The sequence below is a fragment of the Endozoicomonas sp. SESOKO3 genome, assembly GCF_024606255.1.
The window spans coordinates 1-21,027 of the sequence record NZ_JAHHPR010000589.1 but is presented as its reverse complement, the minus strand read 5'-3'; the positions used below and the strand labels follow the sequence as shown (position 1 = coordinate 21,027).

15 protein-coding genes and 2 tRNA genes are annotated in these 21,027 nt (G+C 49.5%); all 17 read right to left on the bottom strand.

Going from position 1 to position 21,027, the window contains the following annotated elements:
- Positions 1-101: 101 nt before the first annotated feature.
- On the bottom strand, positions 102-371 hold the full coding sequence (gene rpsO, locus KDK18_RS10120; protein WP_257254778.1) for a 30S ribosomal protein S15: 270 nt from the start codon (positions 369-371) through the stop codon (positions 102-104).
- A 172-nt stretch (positions 372-543) separates the two neighbouring features.
- Complete coding sequence (gene truB, locus KDK18_RS10115) at positions 544-1,488, bottom strand: tRNA pseudouridine(55) synthase TruB (protein ID WP_257254777.1); 945 nt, start codon at positions 1,486-1,488, stop codon at positions 544-546.
- A gap of 3 nt (positions 1,489-1,491) precedes the next feature.
- Positions 1,492-1,896, bottom strand: coding sequence for a 30S ribosome-binding factor RbfA (rbfA, locus tag KDK18_RS10110; protein WP_257254776.1), 405 nt, complete (start codon positions 1,894-1,896; stop codon positions 1,492-1,494).
- Positions 1,897-1,995: 99 nt separating this feature from the next.
- Positions 1,996-4,572 carry a translation initiation factor IF-2 gene (infB, locus tag KDK18_RS10105; RefSeq protein ID WP_257254775.1) on the bottom strand — a complete coding sequence of 859 codons (2,577 nt, stop codon included), beginning with the start codon at positions 4,570-4,572 and terminating at the stop codon, positions 1,996-1,998.
- A gap of 26 nt (positions 4,573-4,598) precedes the next feature.
- On the bottom strand, positions 4,599-6,092 hold the full coding sequence (gene nusA, locus KDK18_RS10100) for a transcription termination factor NusA (RefSeq protein WP_257254774.1): 1,494 nt from the start codon (positions 6,090-6,092) through the stop codon (positions 4,599-4,601).
- A gap of 172 nt (positions 6,093-6,264) precedes the next feature.
- Entirely contained in the window at positions 6,265-6,732 is a 468-nt protein-coding gene (gene rimP, locus KDK18_RS10095; RefSeq protein ID WP_257254779.1) for a ribosome maturation factor RimP, read from the bottom strand.
- Between the two features lie 219 nt (positions 6,733-6,951).
- A tRNA-Met gene (locus KDK18_RS10090) sits at positions 6,952-7,028 on the bottom strand.
- Positions 7,029-7,156: 128 nt separating this feature from the next.
- Positions 7,157-7,243: transfer RNA gene (locus KDK18_RS10085), tRNA-Leu, on the bottom strand.
- A 35-nt stretch (positions 7,244-7,278) separates the two neighbouring features.
- On the bottom strand, positions 7,279-7,698 hold the full coding sequence (gene secG, locus KDK18_RS10080) for a preprotein translocase subunit SecG (protein WP_257254773.1): 420 nt from the start codon (positions 7,696-7,698) through the stop codon (positions 7,279-7,281).
- 2 nt (positions 7,699-7,700) lie between these two features.
- A complete protein-coding gene (gene tpiA, locus KDK18_RS10075) occupies positions 7,701-8,447 on the bottom strand; it encodes a triose-phosphate isomerase (protein WP_257254772.1) in 747 nt (248 codons plus the stop codon).
- Positions 8,448-8,722: 275 nt separating this feature from the next.
- Positions 8,723-10,576, bottom strand: coding sequence for a TRAP transporter fused permease subunit (locus KDK18_RS10070; protein ID WP_257254771.1), 1,854 nt, complete (start codon positions 10,574-10,576; stop codon positions 8,723-8,725).
- 16 nt (positions 10,577-10,592) lie between these two features.
- Positions 10,593-11,510 carry a TAXI family TRAP transporter solute-binding subunit gene (locus tag KDK18_RS10065; protein WP_257254770.1) on the bottom strand — a complete coding sequence of 306 codons (918 nt, stop codon included), beginning with the start codon at positions 11,508-11,510 and terminating at the stop codon, positions 10,593-10,595.
- A gap of 288 nt (positions 11,511-11,798) precedes the next feature.
- On the bottom strand, positions 11,799-13,136 hold the full coding sequence (gene glmM / locus KDK18_RS10060) for a phosphoglucosamine mutase (RefSeq protein WP_257254769.1): 1,338 nt from the start codon (positions 13,134-13,136) through the stop codon (positions 11,799-11,801).
- A gap of 311 nt (positions 13,137-13,447) precedes the next feature.
- On the bottom strand, positions 13,448-14,290 hold the full coding sequence (gene folP / locus KDK18_RS10055; RefSeq protein WP_257254768.1) for a dihydropteroate synthase: 843 nt from the start codon (positions 14,288-14,290) through the stop codon (positions 13,448-13,450).
- Between the two features lie 426 nt (positions 14,291-14,716).
- Positions 14,717-17,761 carry a CHY zinc finger protein gene (locus KDK18_RS10050; protein WP_257254767.1) on the bottom strand — a complete coding sequence of 1,015 codons (3,045 nt, stop codon included), beginning with the start codon at positions 17,759-17,761 and terminating at the stop codon, positions 14,717-14,719.
- 422 nt (positions 17,762-18,183) lie between these two features.
- On the bottom strand, positions 18,184-20,151 hold the full coding sequence (gene ftsH / locus KDK18_RS10045) for an ATP-dependent zinc metalloprotease FtsH (RefSeq protein ID WP_257254766.1): 1,968 nt from the start codon (positions 20,149-20,151) through the stop codon (positions 18,184-18,186).
- 325 nt (positions 20,152-20,476) lie between these two features.
- Positions 20,477-21,027 (bottom strand): 23S rRNA (uridine(2552)-2'-O)-methyltransferase RlmE (rlmE, locus tag KDK18_RS10040; protein WP_257254765.1); only part of this gene is annotated, 551 nt, incomplete at its 5' end.

Genomic DNA, 21,027 nt, shown 5'->3' with positions numbered 1-21,027 from the left:
GCACGACTGCATGGATGCAGGAGCTAGAGCAACGCAGGAGCAGTTGCCGCGTAGGACAGTCTCTTCCCGGTCAGCCTTCCGGATCAATAACGCTATAGCTGTTAGCGACGCAGACCCAGACGCTCGATCAGGGAACGGTAACGCTCAACGTCTTTGCCCTTCAGGTAGTTCAGCATATTACGACGCTGGTTTACCATGCGGATCAGCCCACGACGAGAGTGGTGATCCTTGTGGTTTGCCTTGAAGTGACCCTGCAAACCTTCGATGTTTGCAGTCAGCAGAGCAACCTGAACTTCAGGGCTACCGCTGTCGCCTTCACTACGACCGAATTCCTTGATAATTTCTGCTTTCTTTTTAGCAGTCAAAGCCATTGCTTTACACTCCGTTTAATATGCATCAACAAGCAGGTATGACCGTGCATATTTACAGCCAACCATTAAGCCTTGGCAGCACCTGCTGCCAATCAGGTGACGAATTCTAACATCAACCTCCAGCCGGAAGCCAGTCCGTTAAAGCCACCATACTGCAGAAAGATAATCTGTCTTAGTTTCCGGAACTGATCAGTCTCTTGGGTGCAACACGACCGTCTTCGTCAATCTCTCCAATACCCAGGAATCGAAGCACTTCCTGGCCCTCAACCTCTTCCTGACCATAGATACGGACATTACCACTGGTAGGCGCCTGAGGCACCTGAACCGGTTGCCCCTGACTGATGTAATAGCTGCTGGTTGCCCCCAGACGAATCTGAGGCCAGTCACTCACAGAAGTATCCAATGGCAGCAGCAGTTCATCCAGAGCCTTGTGACCACCGCCGTCGCGAATATCTTCGAGCTCTGCCAAAGTGTAGGACTGGTGTTCAGTATATGGGCCTGCCTTCATTCTATGCAGCTCGGCAACATGCCCGAGACACCCCAGAGCTGCACCAATATCTTCAGCCAGAGTACGAACATAAGTGCCCTTGGAGCAATCCACTTCAAGGATCAGCCTGTCACCTTCAAAGTCCAGCAGCTCAAGACGATAGATGGTGATGCGTCGTGACGGACGCTCAACAACAATACCTTGACGAGCCAGCTTGTAAAGCGGTTCACCATTGTGCTTCAGCGCTGAATACATACTGGGAATCTGATCAACCTCACCACGGAAGCGATCAAGGATAGCTTCAACTTCAGAACGGGTAACATTCACCGGACGCTGCTCGACTATCTCGCCTTCACGGTCACCGGTCTCCGTCTGGATACCCAGCTTGACTTCAGTTCTGTAGGACTTATCCGATTCCAGCAGATACTGTGAAAATTTTGTCGCCTCGCCCAGACAGACCGGCAAAACTCCGGTAGCCAGAGGATCAAGACTCCCGGTATGGCCAGCTTTGGCTGCACCATAAAGCCGCTTGACACGTTGCAGAACGTCATTGGAACTGACACCCTTAGGCTTATTCACAACAACAATACCGTCCACCCTGCGGCCACGGCTACGTCTGCGTTTAGACATCAATTACTCCTCAGACTCACCCTGATGATCACTGTCACCAGAACGAGCTTTTGCAATCAACTCACTCATATACGCACCACGCCTCAGACTGTTGTCATAATGAAAACGCAACTGGGGAATGATACGCAACTTGATGGAACGGGCCAGCTCGCTGCGGAGGAAACCGGCAGCACTCTGCATAACCTCCAGGTTCTCATCAACACTTTTCTGGTTGCTGACGCCCTCTTGGTCGTCTATGCCCAGAAAAGAAACAAAAACATCGGCAAAGGCCAGATCGCGGGACACTTCTACCGCGCTGACGGTTACCATACCTAAACGAGGGTCTTTCATCTCCAGCTGGATCAGCTGGGCCAATTCTTTCTGAATCTGGTCCGCTACCCGCTGAGTTCGACTGTATTCTTTAGCCATTGGGGATTAAAACCTGCTGATATGAGAAAGCCCGCAGTCTTTGCTGCGGGCTTCTTTCTTTGGCAACCGACCGAGTATGAGCAGATCGGCCGAACCTGATTAAAGAGTACGCTTGACTTCAACAGTCTTGTAAACTTCGATCTTATCGCCTGGCTTCACGTCGTTGTACGACTTGACCGCAATACCACACTCCATACCTTCGCGAACTTCCTGTACGTCATCCTTGAAGCGACGCAAGGATTCCAACTCGCCTTCAAAGATCACCACGTTGTCACGCAGTACACGAATACGGTCGTTTCGGTAAACAATACCTTCAACAACCATACAGCCAGCCACCGCCCCGAACTTCGGTGAACGGAAAACGTCACGTACTTCTGCAGTGCCCACAATCTGCTCACGGGTATCGGATCCCAGCATACCGCCCAGAGCCTTCTTAACATCGTCAATGATGTCATAGATGACACTGTAGTAGCGCAGATCCAGTTCTTCTGCCTCAATCACCTTACGGGCAGAAGCATCAGCACGAACGTTAAAACCAACGATAACGGCATTGGAAGCCATAGCCAGGTTAGCATCGGTTTCAGTGATACCACCTACGCCACCAGAAATAACCTTAACTTGAACTTCGTCGTTACCCTGCTCTTCCAGAGAAGTAGTCAGAGCCTCCAGAGAGCCCCGGACATCTGCCTTCAGAACGATATTAAGGGTCTTCTTCTCTTCAGAGCCCATGCTGGAGAAGATATTTTCCAGTTTGGAAGCCTGCTGACGAGCCAGTTTGACTTCACGGTATTTACCCTGACGGAACAGTGCGATTTCACGAGCCTTGCGCTCATCCTTAACCACAATCAGCTCATCACCAGCATCAGGAGTACCGTCCAGACCCAGAATTTCAACCGGAATGGAAGGGCCTGCATCTTTGATCGCCTTACCGTCTTCGTCCAGCATCGCACGAACACGGCCGTATTGCTGACCTACCAAGATGTTGTCACCCTGCTGCAGGTTGCCGGACTGAACCAGAACTGTTGCGACAGGGCCACGACCTTTATCCAGACGGGATTCAACCACCACGCCTTTAGCTGGACCTTTGTCTGCGGCAGACAGCTCAAGAACTTCAGCCTGAAGAAGTAATGCTTCCAGGAGCTCATCAATTCCCTGCCCGGTCAGAGCTGACACATGAATAAACTGAGTATCACCACCCCACTCCTCAGGAATCACTTCTCTTGCAGCCAGTTCGTTTTTCACACGATCAGGATCTGCAGCTTCCTTGTCGATCTTATTCACAGCAACAACGACTGGAACACCAGCAGCCTTGGCGTGCTGAACCGCTTCTTCGGTCTGAGGCATAACACCATCATCAGCCGCAACCACCAGAATGACGATATCTGTTGCCTTGGCACCACGAGCACGCATGGCGGTAAAGGCCGCGTGCCCGGGAGTATCCAGGAAAGAAACCATACCGCGCGGGGTATCTACGTGGTAAGCACCAATGTGCTGGGTGATACCACCGGCCTCGCCTGCTTGCACACGACTCTTGCGGATGTAGTCCAGCAAAGAGGTCTTACCGTGGTCAACGTGACCCATTACTGTCACAACCGGCGCACGAGGTTTCTCCTCAAAATCGGTTACGCCATCTTCCTGATCTTCAGTCAGAGAGTCTTCAATGCTGTCAGCCTTGACCAGTTTGAAGGTGTGACCCATCTCTTCAACTACGATGGATGCAGTATCCTGGTCAATCACCTGATTGATGGTCACCATGGAACCCATTTTGAACATCGCCTTGATGACGTCAGCAGCCTTGACAGCCATTTTTTGCGCCAGCTCAGCAACAGTGATGGTCTCAGGAATAGAGACTTCGCGTATTACCGGAGCGGTTGGCTTGGTGAAGCCGTGAGCTGCCATGGATTCAGGCGTAATTGTGCGGGCTGCCTTACGGCCGCCACGACGATCATCTTTACGACCTGCGTTGCGTCCGCCACGCTTCTCACCACGACGACCGCGTTCTTCACGGGGCTCATCACGGCGATCTTTGCCTTTGCGGTTACGGCCGCGCTTATCACCTTCCGGAGTCGGCATTGGCGCAGCGGCTGGATCAAAGCTTGGAGCAGACGGGCCATCACGACGAACCGGACGATCACCATCACGACGTGGTGGACGATCACCATGACGAGCCGGACGGTCTCCTTCACGACGTGGCGGACGATCACCATCGCGACGCTGCTGGGGACGATCGCCTTCACGACGCGGGGGACGATCGCCGTCACGACGCTGCTGGGAACGATCTCCATCGCGACGCTGAGGACGGTCACCATCACGACGTGAGTCACCACGAGCCCGCTTTTCTTCGGGTTTCTGCTCTTCCGCTTTTTCGTTCTTGACGTAGGTGCGCTTCTTGCGAACTTCTACGTTTACAACTTTTTTCTTACCAGCGCCACCACCGCCAGATACTTTCATCTGACTGACAGTTTTGCGCTTAAGGGTGATCTTGGTAGGTTCAGCCGTACCCGTGTGATCACCGTGAATGCTTTTCAGATGAGCCAGCAACTGCTTCTTTTCTGCATCCGACACAGCTTCTGAAGCCTTGGTTTGCTTCAGGCCCGCATCCTGCATCTGCTGCAGCAACCTTTCGACCGGAGCGCCGACCACCTTCGCGAGTTGTTCTACGGTTACTTCTGCCATTAACACTTCTCCTCTCAGTGGCCCGCTCAGTTACCAGCTTCCTCGAACCAGGGAGCACGCGCCGTCATAATCAATTCACCCGCACGCGTTTCGTCCATACCTTCAATTTCGAGAAGGTCGTCAATGGACTGCTCCGCCAGATCTTCCATAGTAATGACACCCAGACTGGCCAGCTCCAGCGCCAGCTCCTCATCCATACCATCCATAGCCAAAAGGTCTTCAGCCGGCTGTGCGCCATCTAACTTTTCTTCTCGAGCGATAGCCTGAGTCAACAGCTTGTCTTTCGCACGAGTGCGAAGCTCCTCCACGATTTCTTCATCCATGCCTTCAATTGCCACCATCTCTTCCAGAGGAACATAGGCAATCTCTTCAACCGTAGTGAACCCTTCGTCGACCAGCAGCTGAGCCAGTTCTTCATCGATATCGAGCAGATCAATGAAACTCTGTTTAAACTTGTCCGCTTCCTTTTCCTGCTTGGCAGCGGCTTCAGCTTCTGTCATAACGTTCAATTTCCAGCCAGTCAGCTCACTGGCCAGTCGAACATTCTGACCACTACGACCAATGGCCTGAGCCAGATTATCTTCGCTGACTGCGATATCCATAGTTCCGGAGTCTTCGTCAACGATGATGGAAGCAACCTCTGCAGGCTGCATGGCATTGATCACATACTGGACAGGGTTTTCGTCGAACAGAACAATGTCGATACGCTCATTACCCAACTCGCCGGATACCGCCTGTACACGAGCACCGCGCATACCTACGCAGGCACCTACCGGATCTATGCGTCCATCATTGGTCTTGACGGCAATTTTTGCCCTTGAGCCCGGATCACGGGCAGCCGCCCTGATCTCCAGAACCTCCTCAGCAATTTCCGGCACTTCAATGCGGAACAATTCAATCAGCATTTCAGGCGCAGTTCGGGACAGCATCAGCTGCGGCCCACGACCTTCCGTGGAAATTTCACTCAACAAAGCCCTCACATGGCTCCCCATACGAAAGTTCTCACGAGGCAGTATGCTGTCCTTGCGCATGACTGCTTCAGCATTGTTGCCAAGGTCAACAATAATACTGTCACGAGTCGTTTTCTTTACGGTTCCATTAATCAGATCGCCCAGCTTGTCACTGTATTGTTCAACCATTTGTGCGCGCTCGGCTTCGCGCACCTTCTGAACGATAACCTGCTTGGCGGTCTGGGCTGCAATCCGTCCAAATGCGACAGACTCAACCTGCTCTTCCCAGACACCACCGATCTCCAGAGACTCGTCCTTCTCCTTACCCTCATCCAGGGTAAAGTGCATGCCCGGAAACTCGAAATCTTCGTCCGCAACCACGCTCCAACGACGGTAGGTATCGTATTCACCACTACTGCGGTCAATCGCTACCCGGATATCCACTTCTGTTTCGTAACGCTTTTTGGTCGCAGTTGCCAGAGCGATCTCCATCGCCTCGAAGATCACTTCGGGTGGAACGCCCTTCTCGTTGGAAACGGACTCAACGACCAACAGAATTTCTTTACTCATGCTCTGCCTCGCCTATGCTGAACCAGTCCATGCCTTTGCCAACACTTCCCTGGCCGTTAACCGGGAAGACCCTCGCCTGTCATCAACTTCTTATTGCAGACAACGGCTAGCAACCCGGCCTGAACCTTTTACTCAATCTTTTATCTGGTTATTACCAGTTATGAGCCTGAAGTTAGTCGAATCTCGGTATCACCTGAGCCTTGTCTATGCTCTCTATGGGAAGAAGCAGTTCATGATCATCAACCACTAACACCACGTCCTGGTCTTCTACCCCTTTTACAACGCCTCTGTACCTGCGCCGCCCCTCAAAAGGCACCCTCAATCGGACATTGACCTCAGCTCCCGCCCAAGCCACGTAGTGCTCAAGCGTAAACAACCGCCTGTCCACTCCGGGCGATGAGACTTCAAGGGTATATTCCTCCGTAATGGGATCTTCCACATCGAGAACCCCACTCAGCTGGCGACTGACGACTTCACAGTCATCCAGCTGGATTCCCTTTTCCTTATCAAGGGAATCAATATAAATGCGAAGCATGGATTGCTTACCCTGGGATTTGAACTCAATCCCCCAAAGCTGGTAGCCAAGGGATTCAACCACGGGCCCAATCAATGCCTCCACTTGCGACTGCTTGCCTGCCACGATGGAAACACCTGTCTGCAAAAACAAAAAAAGGGCTTAAAAGCCCTGTCTCTTCTATGCACCCAGTCTTCCAGCTGGACGCAACTAAGGAGCTTGCCAAAGACACACACCATTGAGCATGAATTCAACAAACTACCAGAATCTCAATGGGGCAACATCTCAAGCCCAAAAAGACTCTGACGCACCTAACAAAAAACCCCATAATGGGGTTTAATTATTTGGTAGCGGGGGCCAGATTCGAACTGACGACCTTCGGGTTATGAGCCCGACGAGCTACCAGGCTGCTCCACCCCGCATCAAACCTATTAGTATACTGCCAGCTAAAAACTTGCTTCACAAGCCATAACTGTAGATACGTCATTTAAACGTTACAACGATATACCAAATTCTTTTCTTCCATTTACCAAAAAAGTTAATGGCAATTTGGTGCCCAGGGCGGGACTTGAACCCGCACGGCCGCTAGGCCACCGCCCCCTCAAGACGGCGTGTCTACCAATTCCACCACCTGGGCAAACACCACCACTACATCCTGCTTAAAGCTAGCCCTTACTGGACTGGAGGCAGAGACAGCTCTTTATTCTGCTCGTCACTCTCGACGGGTTGTGATTCTATCACAGGAGCATCGCTCTCGATACTCTTTTCTGAAGCTGCTTCTGGTGCGATCGGCGCATCACCGGCCGGAACGGACTCTTCTACAACTACAGTTGGCACACCTGCATCACTGATACTGTCTGCCTTTTGCCTGGCCACCATTGCCAGAGCAAAACTGGTCACAAAAAATACTGTCGCCAGAATCGCTGTCGTGCGACTCATAAAGTTGCCGGTACCCTGACTACCAAACACCGTCTGTGACGCACCGGAACCAAAACTGGCACCGGCTTCCGCACCCTTCCCCTGCTGCAACAAAATCAGCCCGATTACGGCAGCAGAAGCAAGAACATGAACAATAAGAACTATGGTTTCCATCACTATCCTGCAGCGCGACAGATCGCCTGGAACTCTTCAGCAACCAATGAGGCTCCCCCCACAAGACCGCCGTCAACATCCGGCAAAGCAATCAGGTCTGCAGCGTTAGCTGCTTTCATGCTACCACCATACAGAATACGAGTTCTGTCAGCCATAGCCTGATCCTGTAATGCCAGCAAGCCACGAATCACGGCATGCACTTCCTGCGCCTGCTCAGGCGTTGCAGTCAGTCCGGTTCCAATAGCCCATACGGGCTCATAAGCGATCACAAAATTTGCCAAACGCTCCGGACCAGCAGTCCGCAGCACAGCTTCAACCTGAGCCGTCACCACCTTCATGGTGTCGCCAGCCTCTCGCTCTTCCAGAGTTTCACCCACGCAAAGAATAGGTACTAAACCCTGATCTGTCAGAGCACAGAATTTCGCAGCAACTTCCTCATCCCCCTCCCCAAACAGAGAGCGACGCTCAGAATGACCAATGATCACGTATTCAATGCCGAGATCTTTAACCATCAGAGGCGAAACCTCGCCGGTATAAGCGCCATAAGTTTTGTCAGACACATTCTGCAATCCAACTTTAATGGCACTACCAGCCAACTGCTCGCAAATATTTTGAGCGTATACCGAAGGAGGACAAACCAACACTTCAGCATTAGTATACAGACCGGAAACAAGCTTACCCAGCAATTCACGATTCTCTTCAAGAGATCCGTTCATTTTCCAATTACCGGCAACTAGTGGCTGGCGCATACCGCTCACCTCAACATTCGCGAGGTCGGAATACTAACCCAGGCGCCATTATTATACAACTGCGCTGACATCTTTTGCTGGTAATTTTCTACTACCTGATAAAAACAATAAACTACGATCAATCAAGCGAACAGACAATCATTTCTGTTCATTCAAGGCCGTCATGAAAATGGCCTTGTAGAACGGTTATTTGATATTAAAGTACTGAAAAACTCCTTACGATTGGGAGCGAACCCGGTGCACACTTCTTAACTCGCCTCAGAGTGCTCCATTGATCACGCCTTTCCTCGCCGCTGCATAAACAGCAGCAACAGTACGATTAAGATACCCAAAAAGCCAAAATCAGCAGGATTAAACAAGAGAACTGGCAAGCTGATGAAAGCCAACCCTCTTTCCAGCAAACTTAACCCCTGAATCAGATAACCTTCGACAGCAACTGCCATGGCAATGATGATGGCTATAGTCTGGGCAACAGCCATAATCAGCCCGGCAAAATCCCCCTCGGTATTAATCAAACCGCTATAGGCCATCATAATGGGAATCAAGAACAAGCCCGCCGCCAATTTAAATGCTTCTACTGAAGACTTAACAGGACTGGCATTTGCGACACCCGCTCCGGCAAAAGCAGCCAGTGCAATTGGAGGCGTTACATTGGAAGTCTGTGACAGCCAGAAAACAATTAGATGGGACGTCAGCAAAGGCAATCCAAAATCCCCCAATAATGGCACAGCCATTACAGCAAGCACTATATAAGCAGCGGTAACAGGCAAACCCATCCCAAGCACCAGCGCGACAAGGCTGATCAGAATGAGTGCGGTAAACATATATCCGCCGGAAAGCGCCGTGACGAACTGCGTAAACTGCAGCCCAATACCGGTCTGCCCCACTACACCGACAATGATCCCGGCTGCCGCGCAGGCTGCAGAGATTGGCAATGCCAGAAGCGCACCCGACTTAAGTCCTTCAATGATTTTTCTGAGACCTATGCGACTATGACTTCTTAATGCCGCCGCCGCCAGAATAGCCGCACAGCCTGCCACCCCTACCAGGAGAGGTGAGTACCCGACCATCAACAGAGCGGTAATCAAAACCAAAGGAATAAGGAAGTGAGCACCCTGCTTCATGACACTCCATAGCGCTTGTGTTCGATTGACCGTTGGCAATTCCAGCTTGCAAGCCATGATATGGACGTACAATAGCGTACAGAAGAAGTAGAGCAGCGCGGGCGCAATGGACGCAATCATGATGTCGCTATACGGCACTCCGGTAAACTGCGCCATGACAAAAGCACCGGCCCCCATAATAGGTGGCATGATTTGCCCACCGGTCGATGCAGCAGCTTCAATACCTGCAGCCTGTTCAGGCTTATAACCCAGCTTTTTCATCATCGGTATGGTGATGGAACCAGTGGTCACCGTATTGGCAATGGCAGATCCGGAAATAGAACCCAGGCCAGCAGAAGCTATGACAGCAGCCTTGGCTGGTCCTCCCCGATATTTACCGGCAATAGCAAAAGCCAGATCAATAAAGAACTTGCCTGCGCCCGTTACCTCAAGAAAGGCTCCAAACAAAACAAAAATAAAGACAGTGGTTGCCGCAATACCCAGCGCAGAACCAAACACACCATTACTTGAGAAGATCTGAAACTGCACCCATTCCTGAATGCTGTAACTCTTGGTTGCCAGCGCACCTGGCAGCATATCCCCAAAGCCGCTATAAACCAGGAACAATAATGCTATGAACACCATTACCCAGCCTACAGCCCGACGACAGGCCTCCATCATCAGCACCACATAGACGACACCAGCATAGAGGTCATAATCGGAAAGACCATACAAGAGATAGTTAATATCGTTGTAATCAAAGTTAATGATTCGAAAACCTGCCACCACAGTGGCTACTGCCAGAATCAAATCAAACAGCCTTACTGGCACAAAAAAACGACTCTTTTCATTTTTCAACAAAGGGTAATGAAGAAATATCAGCACCATGACCCAAGCAAGATGAACCGGCCTGAAATAGGTGGCAGAAATCGTCGAGGTCATTCCCTGCCAGATCTGAAACATGGACAGAAGCACTGCAAAGACAAGTACCAGACAGCCCGACGTTTTGATCACGACTTTATTCATTCAGCCACCTGAAAACTCAGTTGATGGAATTCAGGTATTTTTCAGCACCCGGATGAAGAGGCACACCGGACAGGCGATTAGCATTGGCTCTGGTAATGGCTTCGGCAACTTTAACCACCTTGCGAACATCACCCATGTTTTCAAAAGCTGCTTTAGTCAGGCTGAAGGCCATGTCATCAGACATATCAGCACGGACGACCAATACGTTCCAGATACTCAGGGTATCAACCTGACGTACGCCGTTGTATACATTACCCGGAATGGTGTAGCTGCTGTAAGCGGGGTTTTCAGTAATGAACTTCTCACGCTCTTTTTCAGAAACTGGCAGGATACGAATCTTTTGAGTCAGAGCCACCTGAGTCACGGCACCCACTCCCTGACCACCAACAATGAAGCCAGCATCAACCTGACCATTGGCCAGAGCATTGGTGGTTTCAGAGTAATTCAGGTAAACAGCACGAATATCTTTCGCGGGATCAATACCCATGCTTTTCAGAAGTGCCGCAGAGGTCACAGCGGTGCCGGAACCCGGCGCACCCAGAGAAACCCGCTTGCCTTTAAGCTCAGACAGTTGGGTAATGCCTGAGTTTTGAAGCGTCAAGGCATGTACCAGATTTGGATAGAGGGCAAACAGTACCTTGACCGGCATCTTACCGGGAAACTTGCCCTCACCTTTGTAAGCATCCAAAACAACATTCCCCATGGCAATGCCAGCCAGCATATCACCACGAACAACCTTGATGGTATTTTCAACAGAAGCAGCGGTGACTTCTGCTTTTACATTGATCCCATCCACCTTATCAGACCATACCTTTGCCAGCGCACCACCCAGCGGATAATAAATACCACTTTGACCACCAGTACCAATGGAGTAGTTCTGAGCAGGAGAGAGCGCAGGCAGGATCAGCATTAGGAGGGCAGCGACAAAACGCATGATATTTTTCCTGTAAAATATTTTTATATTTCTTTTCCGCAAATAAATCTTCATCGCACAGAGCGGTAAAAATGGCTTATCTGTTCACGGCTATTTCTGTCGAGCAACGGCTGTCAAGTCCAGGCACACTGACCTGTAAAAATTTGACACGTTAGTTTTGTATCCTACCTAAGGAAAGCCATTCAGAGAAGGAAGAGTTCGCCTAAAACTGATCTGGCTCAATAATGAATATCTACAACAGCAGAAGGACTGACCGAAAATCAACCAGCCAGTCCATAGAAGCGAGAATCAGGACATTTCCTGCTCAACCACCTTAGCCAGTCTTTCAGTGTGAGCACGCACTTCCTCAGCATTCTCACCCTCTACCATGACACGGATAAACGGCTCAGTACCGGAAGGCCTCAAGAGCACTCGACCACGACCTGCCAGCTCAGCTTCAGACTCCTGTATGGCTGAAACAATACCCGGCACTTTGTCAGTATCTTTTTTCTCTTTAACCCGAACATTAATCATGGTCTGCGGATACTTGCTCATTCCTTCACGCAGCTCAGACATTTTCTTACCTGAACGAACAACAGCTTTAAGAACCTGGAGCGCAGAGACAATACCATCACCGGTGGTGGATACATCTTTACAAATGATATGACCTGATGATTCACCACCAAGCTGCCAATCATGTTTCAGCAGCAACTCATTGACATAACGATCACCGACCCTGGCCCGGGCAAAGGGAATACCTCTGGCTTCCAGAGCTTTTTCCATTCCCAGATTAGTCATCAGAGTCCCAACCACGCCGCCCTTCAGCTCATTATGTTGACGACGATCCAGAGCGATAGCAAACAGTAACTCATCACCATCAACAATCTCACCATTGTCATCCACCATGATGACGCGATCACCATCACCATCAAAGGCGATACCCATATCGGCTCCACGCTCTATGACGATTTCAGCCAACTTATCAGGCTGAGTAGAACCACAACATTCATTGATATTCAGACCGTTCGGGTTAATTCCAATGGCATGGACATTAGCACCCAACTCTCTGAAAACTGCAGGACCCACCTGATAGGTAGCGCCATGACCGGCATCAATCACAATATTCATACCACGCAGGTCAAGAGGGTAAGCAGTACTGGCTTTACAATATTCGATATAGCGGCCGGAAGCATCATCCAGTCTGGTCACCTTACCCAACCCATTGGAGTCAACGACCTCAATCTCACCTTCCATCAGAGCTTCGATTTTTGCTTCAACATCGTCCGGCAACTTGCTGCCATTACCAGAAAAGAACTTGATACCATTGTCGTAAAAAGGGTTATGAGAGGCACTAATGACAATTCCGGCCTGACCATTAAAAGTACGGGTCAGATAGGCGATAGCCGGTGTCGGCATAGGACCGGTCAAACACACATCAATACCTGCCGCAGACAGGCCTGCCTCCAGGGCAGACTCAAACATATAGCCGGAGATACGGGTATCTTTACCAATAACGACTTTACCTTCACCCTCTGCAGCCAGCACCTTACCCGCAGCCCAGCCTAGCTTGAGAACAAAATCCGGGGTAATGGGAAACTCACCCACCTTGCCACGAATACCATCGGTGCCGAAAAATTTGCGACCCATAAAGCAACCCTTATTCAATAACCTGATGCCTGAATCTGCTGCCAGACAGCACTCTCAAATGAATAGACAAAAAGGAGTGACAGGTAATAACAGAAGATGTCCTAACTCACCTGAATAGCGGGGCAGAACATAAAATACTGAAGATATGTCTTAAATTATGACATGACTGTCATACAGACTTAATAGCAATGATTGTCTTACAAATGACAAAACTCTTCGCACCCGAACTTACAGCATGCGCAATTAAAGAAAGAGAAGAACAAAACAGCATCAGCCAATGCCTGCCCAGAACAGCAGGCGATTAAACCACCTTAAGCGTTCCTGACGGCATCCACCATGCGAACAGCATCAACCGTTTCAGCGACATCATGAACTCGAATGATCTGAGCTCCAGCCTGAGCAGCCAGAGTGGCGACAGCGAGACTGGCACTCAACCTCTGCTCCGCAGGCTTATTCAGCACAGCACCAATAAATGACTTTCTGGACATACCAGCCAGAACCGGAAAGTTAAGATCAAGCACACGATCCAAATGTTTTAGCAACTGCAGATCATAGGCAGGCGTTTTTCCAAACATACCGCCCCCGAATCCCGGGTCAAGAATCAGTCGGTCCCTTGCAATACCTGCTGCTTCGCAGACCCTGACACGTTCAAGCAGGTAGTCATTGACTACACCCGTCACATCATCGTAATGAGGCACAAAACCCGGCCCGGGCTGTTCAACCAGTGAGTGCATCAGCACAACAGGAAGATCGGTGGCAGCTGCCGCCTCCAGAGCTCCCGGCCTGAGCAGGGCACGCACATCATTAATCATTCCGGCACCGGCTTTGCTGGTTTCCGAAATAACCAGGGCCGAGCTGGTATCCACAGAGATGACCTGATCAAAGTTCTTTCTCAAAACCTCCAGAACCGGCATTACCCTTTCAAGCTCCTGCTCACAGGTGACTGCCCCGTTTGCTCCTGGTCTTGTGGATTCACCACCCACATCGAGAATATCCACACCATCCCGAACCATGAGTTCAGCAATACTCAGCACCTGATCAAGATTCTGATAACGACTGCTTTCATAAAAGGAGTCGGGGGTAATATTTAATACTCCCATGACCAGCGTTCGGTCAAAGGTTAGAGTTTTTCCGGCACAATTCAACTTTTGCATTTTTTCATAGACCTAAACTACGAATACCACCAAACATCTTCCAGACTCAGGAACTGCCTGATTTCACGCCAATTGCAGAGACTCAGTTTCATTTGAACATTCAGATCAGATGATTTTACACGAAAACCATTGAGCTGTCGGCGTTGCAGGGGAATATCCGGGAAGTGAAGTCACGGATTCAGGTATGGGACTTTCACCCAATCGATTAGATGATTCCTATTCAGTTATCACCCATTCATAACGGAAATTTACTGATAAATTTGGCTTTCCTTGAACATCCCGGATGCCCGGGCTTTAACACAGGGGAATTGATAAGAGCTTTTTGTTGTCAAAGCTTCAGAGCTTGTGTAATTGACACCCTCTAAAGGACGGGGATTCCTGTTAGGTGACTAACGGGAATCTCGCTCCTTCAGGGGCGAGAGGATGTCAATTGAGGGGATACCTGCACACCGGGCAGCTTCTTACCCTGTTTTCAATCATTGCCACGCCACATTCCTTATGGACTTTGTGGGAGCAGGGGAGTATCAGGCAACCGGTAAAGACGTCTTCCAGACAGATGCAGCACTCATCGTGTCCTGAATCGGGTCGGCATATATGATCACCTTTCAACCTTTTATCCAGGCAGACATTGCAAACATCACAGTGATAGGTTTTATCTTCGTATATTCGACAAATGCCGCATTTATCACAGTGGAATGGGTTTAGCACTGCTGCGGTGAAGAGCTTGCACTTTGCACAGTAAAAGTCCGACATACGCTCGTTACATTCCGGGCATATCTGGGAGCCTTCCGTAATTTCCCCTTTGTATTTACAGAGAATACACAGGAGGTGTGTTGCATCAACACCACTGGAGTTTGTCGTTTGGCATCTATCGTTTTCGTTATGACATCTATGGCAGGGGAAATAAAGGCCGCAGCAATTAAATCTCACAAGGCAGCGCCTATGGTAATGTTCGCACAATGGCTGCAGGGTTTCTTGCTGAGGCAGCGGTAACTCCTCATCCAATGGGTTTGCCCCCAGATTATAAGGACTCGACTGCTGGCAAGAAGTAAAATGCCCCGGGCCATTATCTGACATCGCCGAGATAGCCGCTGTCAACTGCTGGAGTGCTTGATGGATCATAAACTCTACTAATTCTTGTTGCTTTCTGAGTTCATCCTCCACCTTTTCGATATGCTCCCTTAAGCGCTGATTTTCAGTCTCTAAACAGGCCACCCGTCCCCAAAACCTCTGATCATCTGCAGTTAGATTTTGATTCTCTATTGTTAACCTTTGAACCTTTTCAGTTAACTCTTCAGCCTGTTGCCTTTCTATATGCTGTCTTTTTTTCCTTTCTTTTTCCTTAGCGCTTCTTTTCGGCTCAATGTCTTTTATAAGACTATGATACTTACCTACAATACGTTCTAACTTATTCAAATCACGATTCAAATTTTCAGACCCATGATCGTCGGGCCTGCCGTCTTCATTATCAGCAAGGTTAGGCTGCTTCTTTGGCCTTGCCCCCTGCTGTAAGTATTTATCAGATGGTGATTCAGAGGAACTTCCAGCAAAGCCAGAGGCACTTCTGTAGCTATCAACTTGCCGAACGGGATCGGTGAATGTATTTGCATTGCCGGCAATTATTTCGTTGGAGGTGTTATCGCTATTACTGATTACAGTCTCTTGTGGTAAAGAACAAGATTGCATCTGCATACACAGTTTATCTGTAAAGTGTATTAATTCACGGGACGACGGGTGCTGATCAAATCGTCTAAAGGTACCTGACAAAGAAGTAGAAAATGTAAATAATTGTGCATAAACCATAATATCGCGACTTATGACTGAATCTGATATTTCCCCTAACAAATTACGAATAAGTTCAACCGGATTTGAATAGCGCAGGAACAATTGAACAAAATATTCAGCAAAGCAACATTTTTCAAATTGTCCTATTGGCGACTGCTGGCCAGGCTGATTGACCTTAAGGATGATGTCCTGAACAATCTTATGCAAAATCACCAGGTTGTTTTCGCCAACTCTGGGTTGCGCCTCGTCAGCTGAAATGATCGGTTGAAGTGAAGACAGAATGCCAAGATCATTCAAAGTCTGTTTTTTATCGCTTGTAGCTTCTATCAGCTGCTCGATAAATCGGTTGCGCAATGAATTCTCACGGGAAGAACGCTGCAGTTCCAGTACCGCCTCAAGAGGAGTGAGGGGATCACCTCTGGTGTTTGTGCTTTTTGTTTCCAAAACTTGCAAACGCTGAGGCATATTCAGCTCATCCAGTATTTGCCTCAGTTTAAAAACTGCATCGCGATCCTCGCTTTCAATGATGGCTACAAGCCGACTCGCAATTACCTTAATGTCTTGAGCCGTAGCATTTTTTTCACTCTTCTCTCCATCGTCGTCTTTTCTGTTATTGCCATTCCCACTGCCTTCACTGCCTTCTCCAGGTGATGGGTTCTCCTGGCCTTCAGGTTCTCCTCTTTGCTCCTTTTGATGGTCGTTATTTTCGTTCTTTGGTTTTGCATTGGGTGCGCTACCAGAGGATTTTCCATCCCCATTACCTGCCTTCAGACCACCGCCATGGTTGGTCTTGAAGACGGTACGCTCTAGAAGCAGTTTGAAACAGCCAAGCTGCCACTGAAGGCTTTCACTGGCTGGACAAGAAGTGACAGCACGCTGGAAGAGAGTATTCCAGAAATCAACATCGGTCAGTTGTCGAATATCGAGGAAGTCAAGGCAGCCAACGGGGATAGCAGCTTCGCTGGAAGAGCCATCAGCATTAACGCGTGTAATTTTCATACGTGCCGGGGATAACTGTTCCTCAAATGAAGTAGAATCCTTACCTGTGGACCTCAGCCATGTGATGAGAGATTTGAGGATAATCAGGTCTGTTTCGAATGATCCCGATGACATGCCACCACTCAAGAGCGGGGGGTGGGAGCGGATAGAGCCTACCTCGTTCCCGCCGCTGGGAAAATCGGCAATACCAGCGAGTTTGCCTCCTATCAATCTGTTATTTCGGGCTTGACCGGTTTCCATCCCACTCCTAATGTTGTTGGAGTAGGCCAAAAGGGTCAGTGAGGTAGCACAGGGTTTGCCATTCAGGAGTGGATCTATGGTTACAGAAATAAGCTCTGGTCTGTCTGCCGTCGTAGATTTTAAGCGAACAAGCGTGCCGTTTTCAGAAACACGCTGTGAGGCATATTGGGAGGCGGGTATCTGTTCCTCCGTCGTTATCGCTAGCTGATAGCAATGGTTGTTCTGGTCGTTCGTAACTAATATTGCGATACTGTTCGAGTCTGTCGGCGCCACGGGAGCCTTAAAGCAAAGGATGCTGTTTCGGTCATTGAAACCTTCCGGAAGCAGCAAACTTAATTGCCACTGACTCACATCCTGCAGATCTTCACCATCATTAACCTCAATCCGAACCCTGTGCCCGTGAGGATTATGCCGTTCAATGATGGTTGAGGAATAGCACAACTGCATAACCACCGTGGCTTGTGAAAAAACAAACGCTATTAAGGCTATGAATGAGTGGTAATAATGCACCAATTTCTCTCATAACTTAGTCAATAATACCAACTTCGCCCTCTTTGTTTGATAGAAAACGTCAGCAGCCTGTGCTGACTTTCTGTTCTGGAAAAATAAAGGAACGCCATTGGCCAATATCATTATTCGTAGTACAAAGAGAGAATAGCCAAGAATTTATGCATCGCTATATAAGCTAATTATTCTGCGCCACACAGCCAACCGCATTATCAACCTCTTCACCGGCAAAACTGATCGGCAATCATGGCTGGTGGGATGTCCATAATAAGTCTCCACATTGTCAACTTATTTCAGGACGGGACAAATCATACAAAAAAGGCAGGATAACAATCCTGCCTTTTTTGTTTTGTCAGAAGGGATCAGTGTTCGCCAGCAGGCCCACCGATAGGTCCTTTCTTATCATCATCGCTGTCGGCAACTTTTGGCTCAGATGCTTCAGGAGCCTCTTCCGCCTTGATACCTGCATCACCGTCACCGTTAGATGAGGAACCAGAAGACTCCTTAGGTGGACGAGGCTTCTTGCCTGACATAATGTCATCAATCTGATCAGTATCAATGGTTTCATACTGCATCAACGCATCTGACATCAGGTCCAGCTTATCGCGGTTTTCCTTGAGAAGTCGCTCAGCAGTGTTATAGCACTCATCAATGATGCTACGCACTTCTTCGTCGATCATCTTGGCGGTTTCGCCAGACACATTCATGCGTCCGCCGCCACTGCCGTAGTTCTTGCCCAGGAATACCTCGCCTTCTTCATCATCATACTGAAGAGGTCCCAGCTTCTCGGACAGCCCCCATTTGGTCACCATATTTCTGGCAATCTGGGTTGCACGCTGAATATCGTTGGATGCACCGGTGGTGACGCCCGCTTTACCCAGCGTCATTTCTTCAGCGATGCGACCACCAAAGAGTGAACAGATCTGACTCATCAGAGCTTCTTTACTCTGGCTATAACGATCTTCCTCAGGCAGGAACATGGTGACACCCAATGCACGACCACGAGGAATAATACTGACCTTGTATACCGGATCGTGGTCAGGCACCAGACGGCCAACAATAGCGTGACCAGCTTCATGATAGGCCGTATTACGTTTTTCTTTCTCGCTCATCACCATGGACTTGCGCTCAGCACCCATCATGATTTTATCTTTAGCAAGATCGAACTCGTGCATACCCACCGTGCGCTTGTTGGCGCGGGCAGAAAACAATGCCGCTTCGTTCACCAGATTAGAAAGATCGGCACCGGAGAAACCCGGAGTACCACGAGCAATCACTGCAGGCTCAACGTCATCCCCAATAGGTACCTTGCGCATGTGTACTTTCAGAATCTGTTCACGTCCTCGGATGTCTGGCAGACCCACCACAACCTGACGGTCAAAACGGCCGGGACGCAGAAGCGCCGGATCCAGTACATCTGGACGGTTGGTTGCAGCAATTACGATGATACCGTCGTTTGCTTCAAAACCATCCATCTCTACCAGCAGCTGGTTAAGTGTTTGTTCACGCTCATCATGACCACCGCCCATGCCAGCACCACGGTGACGACCCACTGCATCAATCTCGTCAATGAAGATAATGCATGGTGCCTGCTTTTTAGCTTGTTCGAACATGTCTCTGACACGGGAAGCACCCACACCCACAAACATTTCAACAAAGTCGGAGCCAGAAATGGTGAAGAAAGGCACCTTGGCTTCACCGGCAATAGCCTTGGCCAGCAGGGTTTTACCTGTGCCAGGAGGACCTACCATCAGCACGCCACGAGGAATGCGGCCACCCAGACGCTGGAACTTGCCCGGATCTTTCAGAAAATCTACCAGCTCCTGTACGTCTTCCTTGGCTTCTTCAACACCTGCCACATCAGCAAAAGTGGTCTTGATCTGATCTTCCGACAGCAGCCTGGCTTTACTCTTGCCAAAGCTCATCGGGCCACCACGGCCACCGCCGCCACCCTGCATCTGTCGCATAAAGAACATGAAGACAGCAAGAATCACCAGAATCGGGAAACTGGCAACCAGCAACTGTGTCCAGATGCTTTGCTTTTCAATAGGCTTGGATTCGATTTGAACGTTGCCGCGCAGCAGCTCGTCCATCAACTGATTATCGGGCACTGCCGGGGGCAGGTTGGTCTCAAAACGCTCACTGCTGTTCATGAGTCCGGTAATAGTAAATCCGTCAATCACTACTTTGCTGACTTGACGATTTTCTACCGCACTGATGAAGTCAGAATAACTGAGCTTCTGGGTAGAGGACTGCATTCCATCGAAGTTTTTGAATACGGTCAACAGCACCAGGGCAATGATGACCCATAAAATCAAGTTTTTTGCCATATCATTCAAAGGGCTACCCTCACTTGAGCGTACTGAAGCCTGTGGCGAACGGTTTTAAAGGGCATAATTACCGGCTCTGCTCTCTCGTATGGTTAATTCGCACCTCCTACCATACACGAATGGCAGAGAGGGGGACAGTCATCAGCTGGCTATTGGGCAGATAGAAAAAATCTATAATACCGGCAGGTCTGCTTTAAACTGCGCTGCGACAAGGTTTTTCTGGTTTACCTGACGGGTTGTCAGGTTTCTGTCAAGATTCGATAGCGCTTAACCATCCCCCCTTGAACAATCAGAACACTCCAACATCCCGGTTAAGTAAATGTTCTCAGGATACAAAATTTCTGGCCAACAAAAACACCTCTCTGGACCTTGCCCTTGAAGAGCCTGGTTTGCGGGTAATCACTTTCTGGAATGAGGTTTTCATGTCCTTGTGATACTCCTGATACCCTTCCCCCTGAAATGCTTTGGTCAGGAAAGAGCCGTTTTTCTTCAGCACCTGCCTGGCCAGATCCAGAGCCAGCTCAGCCAGATACATAGCTCTGGGCTGATCAACGGCCAGCGTACCACTCATATTGGGGGCCATATCTGAAATTACAAGGTCTACTTTGTCACTGCCGATAGTTTCAAGGATTTTTTCCAGTACAGCGTCCTCGGTAAAGTCGCCCTGAACAAAGTCAACCCCGGCAATGGGGTTCATGGGAAGAATGTCTGAAGCCACCACACGACCGTTATCACCTACCATCTCGATAGCTACCTGGGACCAGCCGCCCGGGGCCGCACCCAGATCAACCACTTTCATCCCCGGCTTGATCAGCTTGTCCTTCTCCTGAATCTCGATCAGCTTGTAGCTGGCCCGGGAACGGTAGCCGTCTTCTT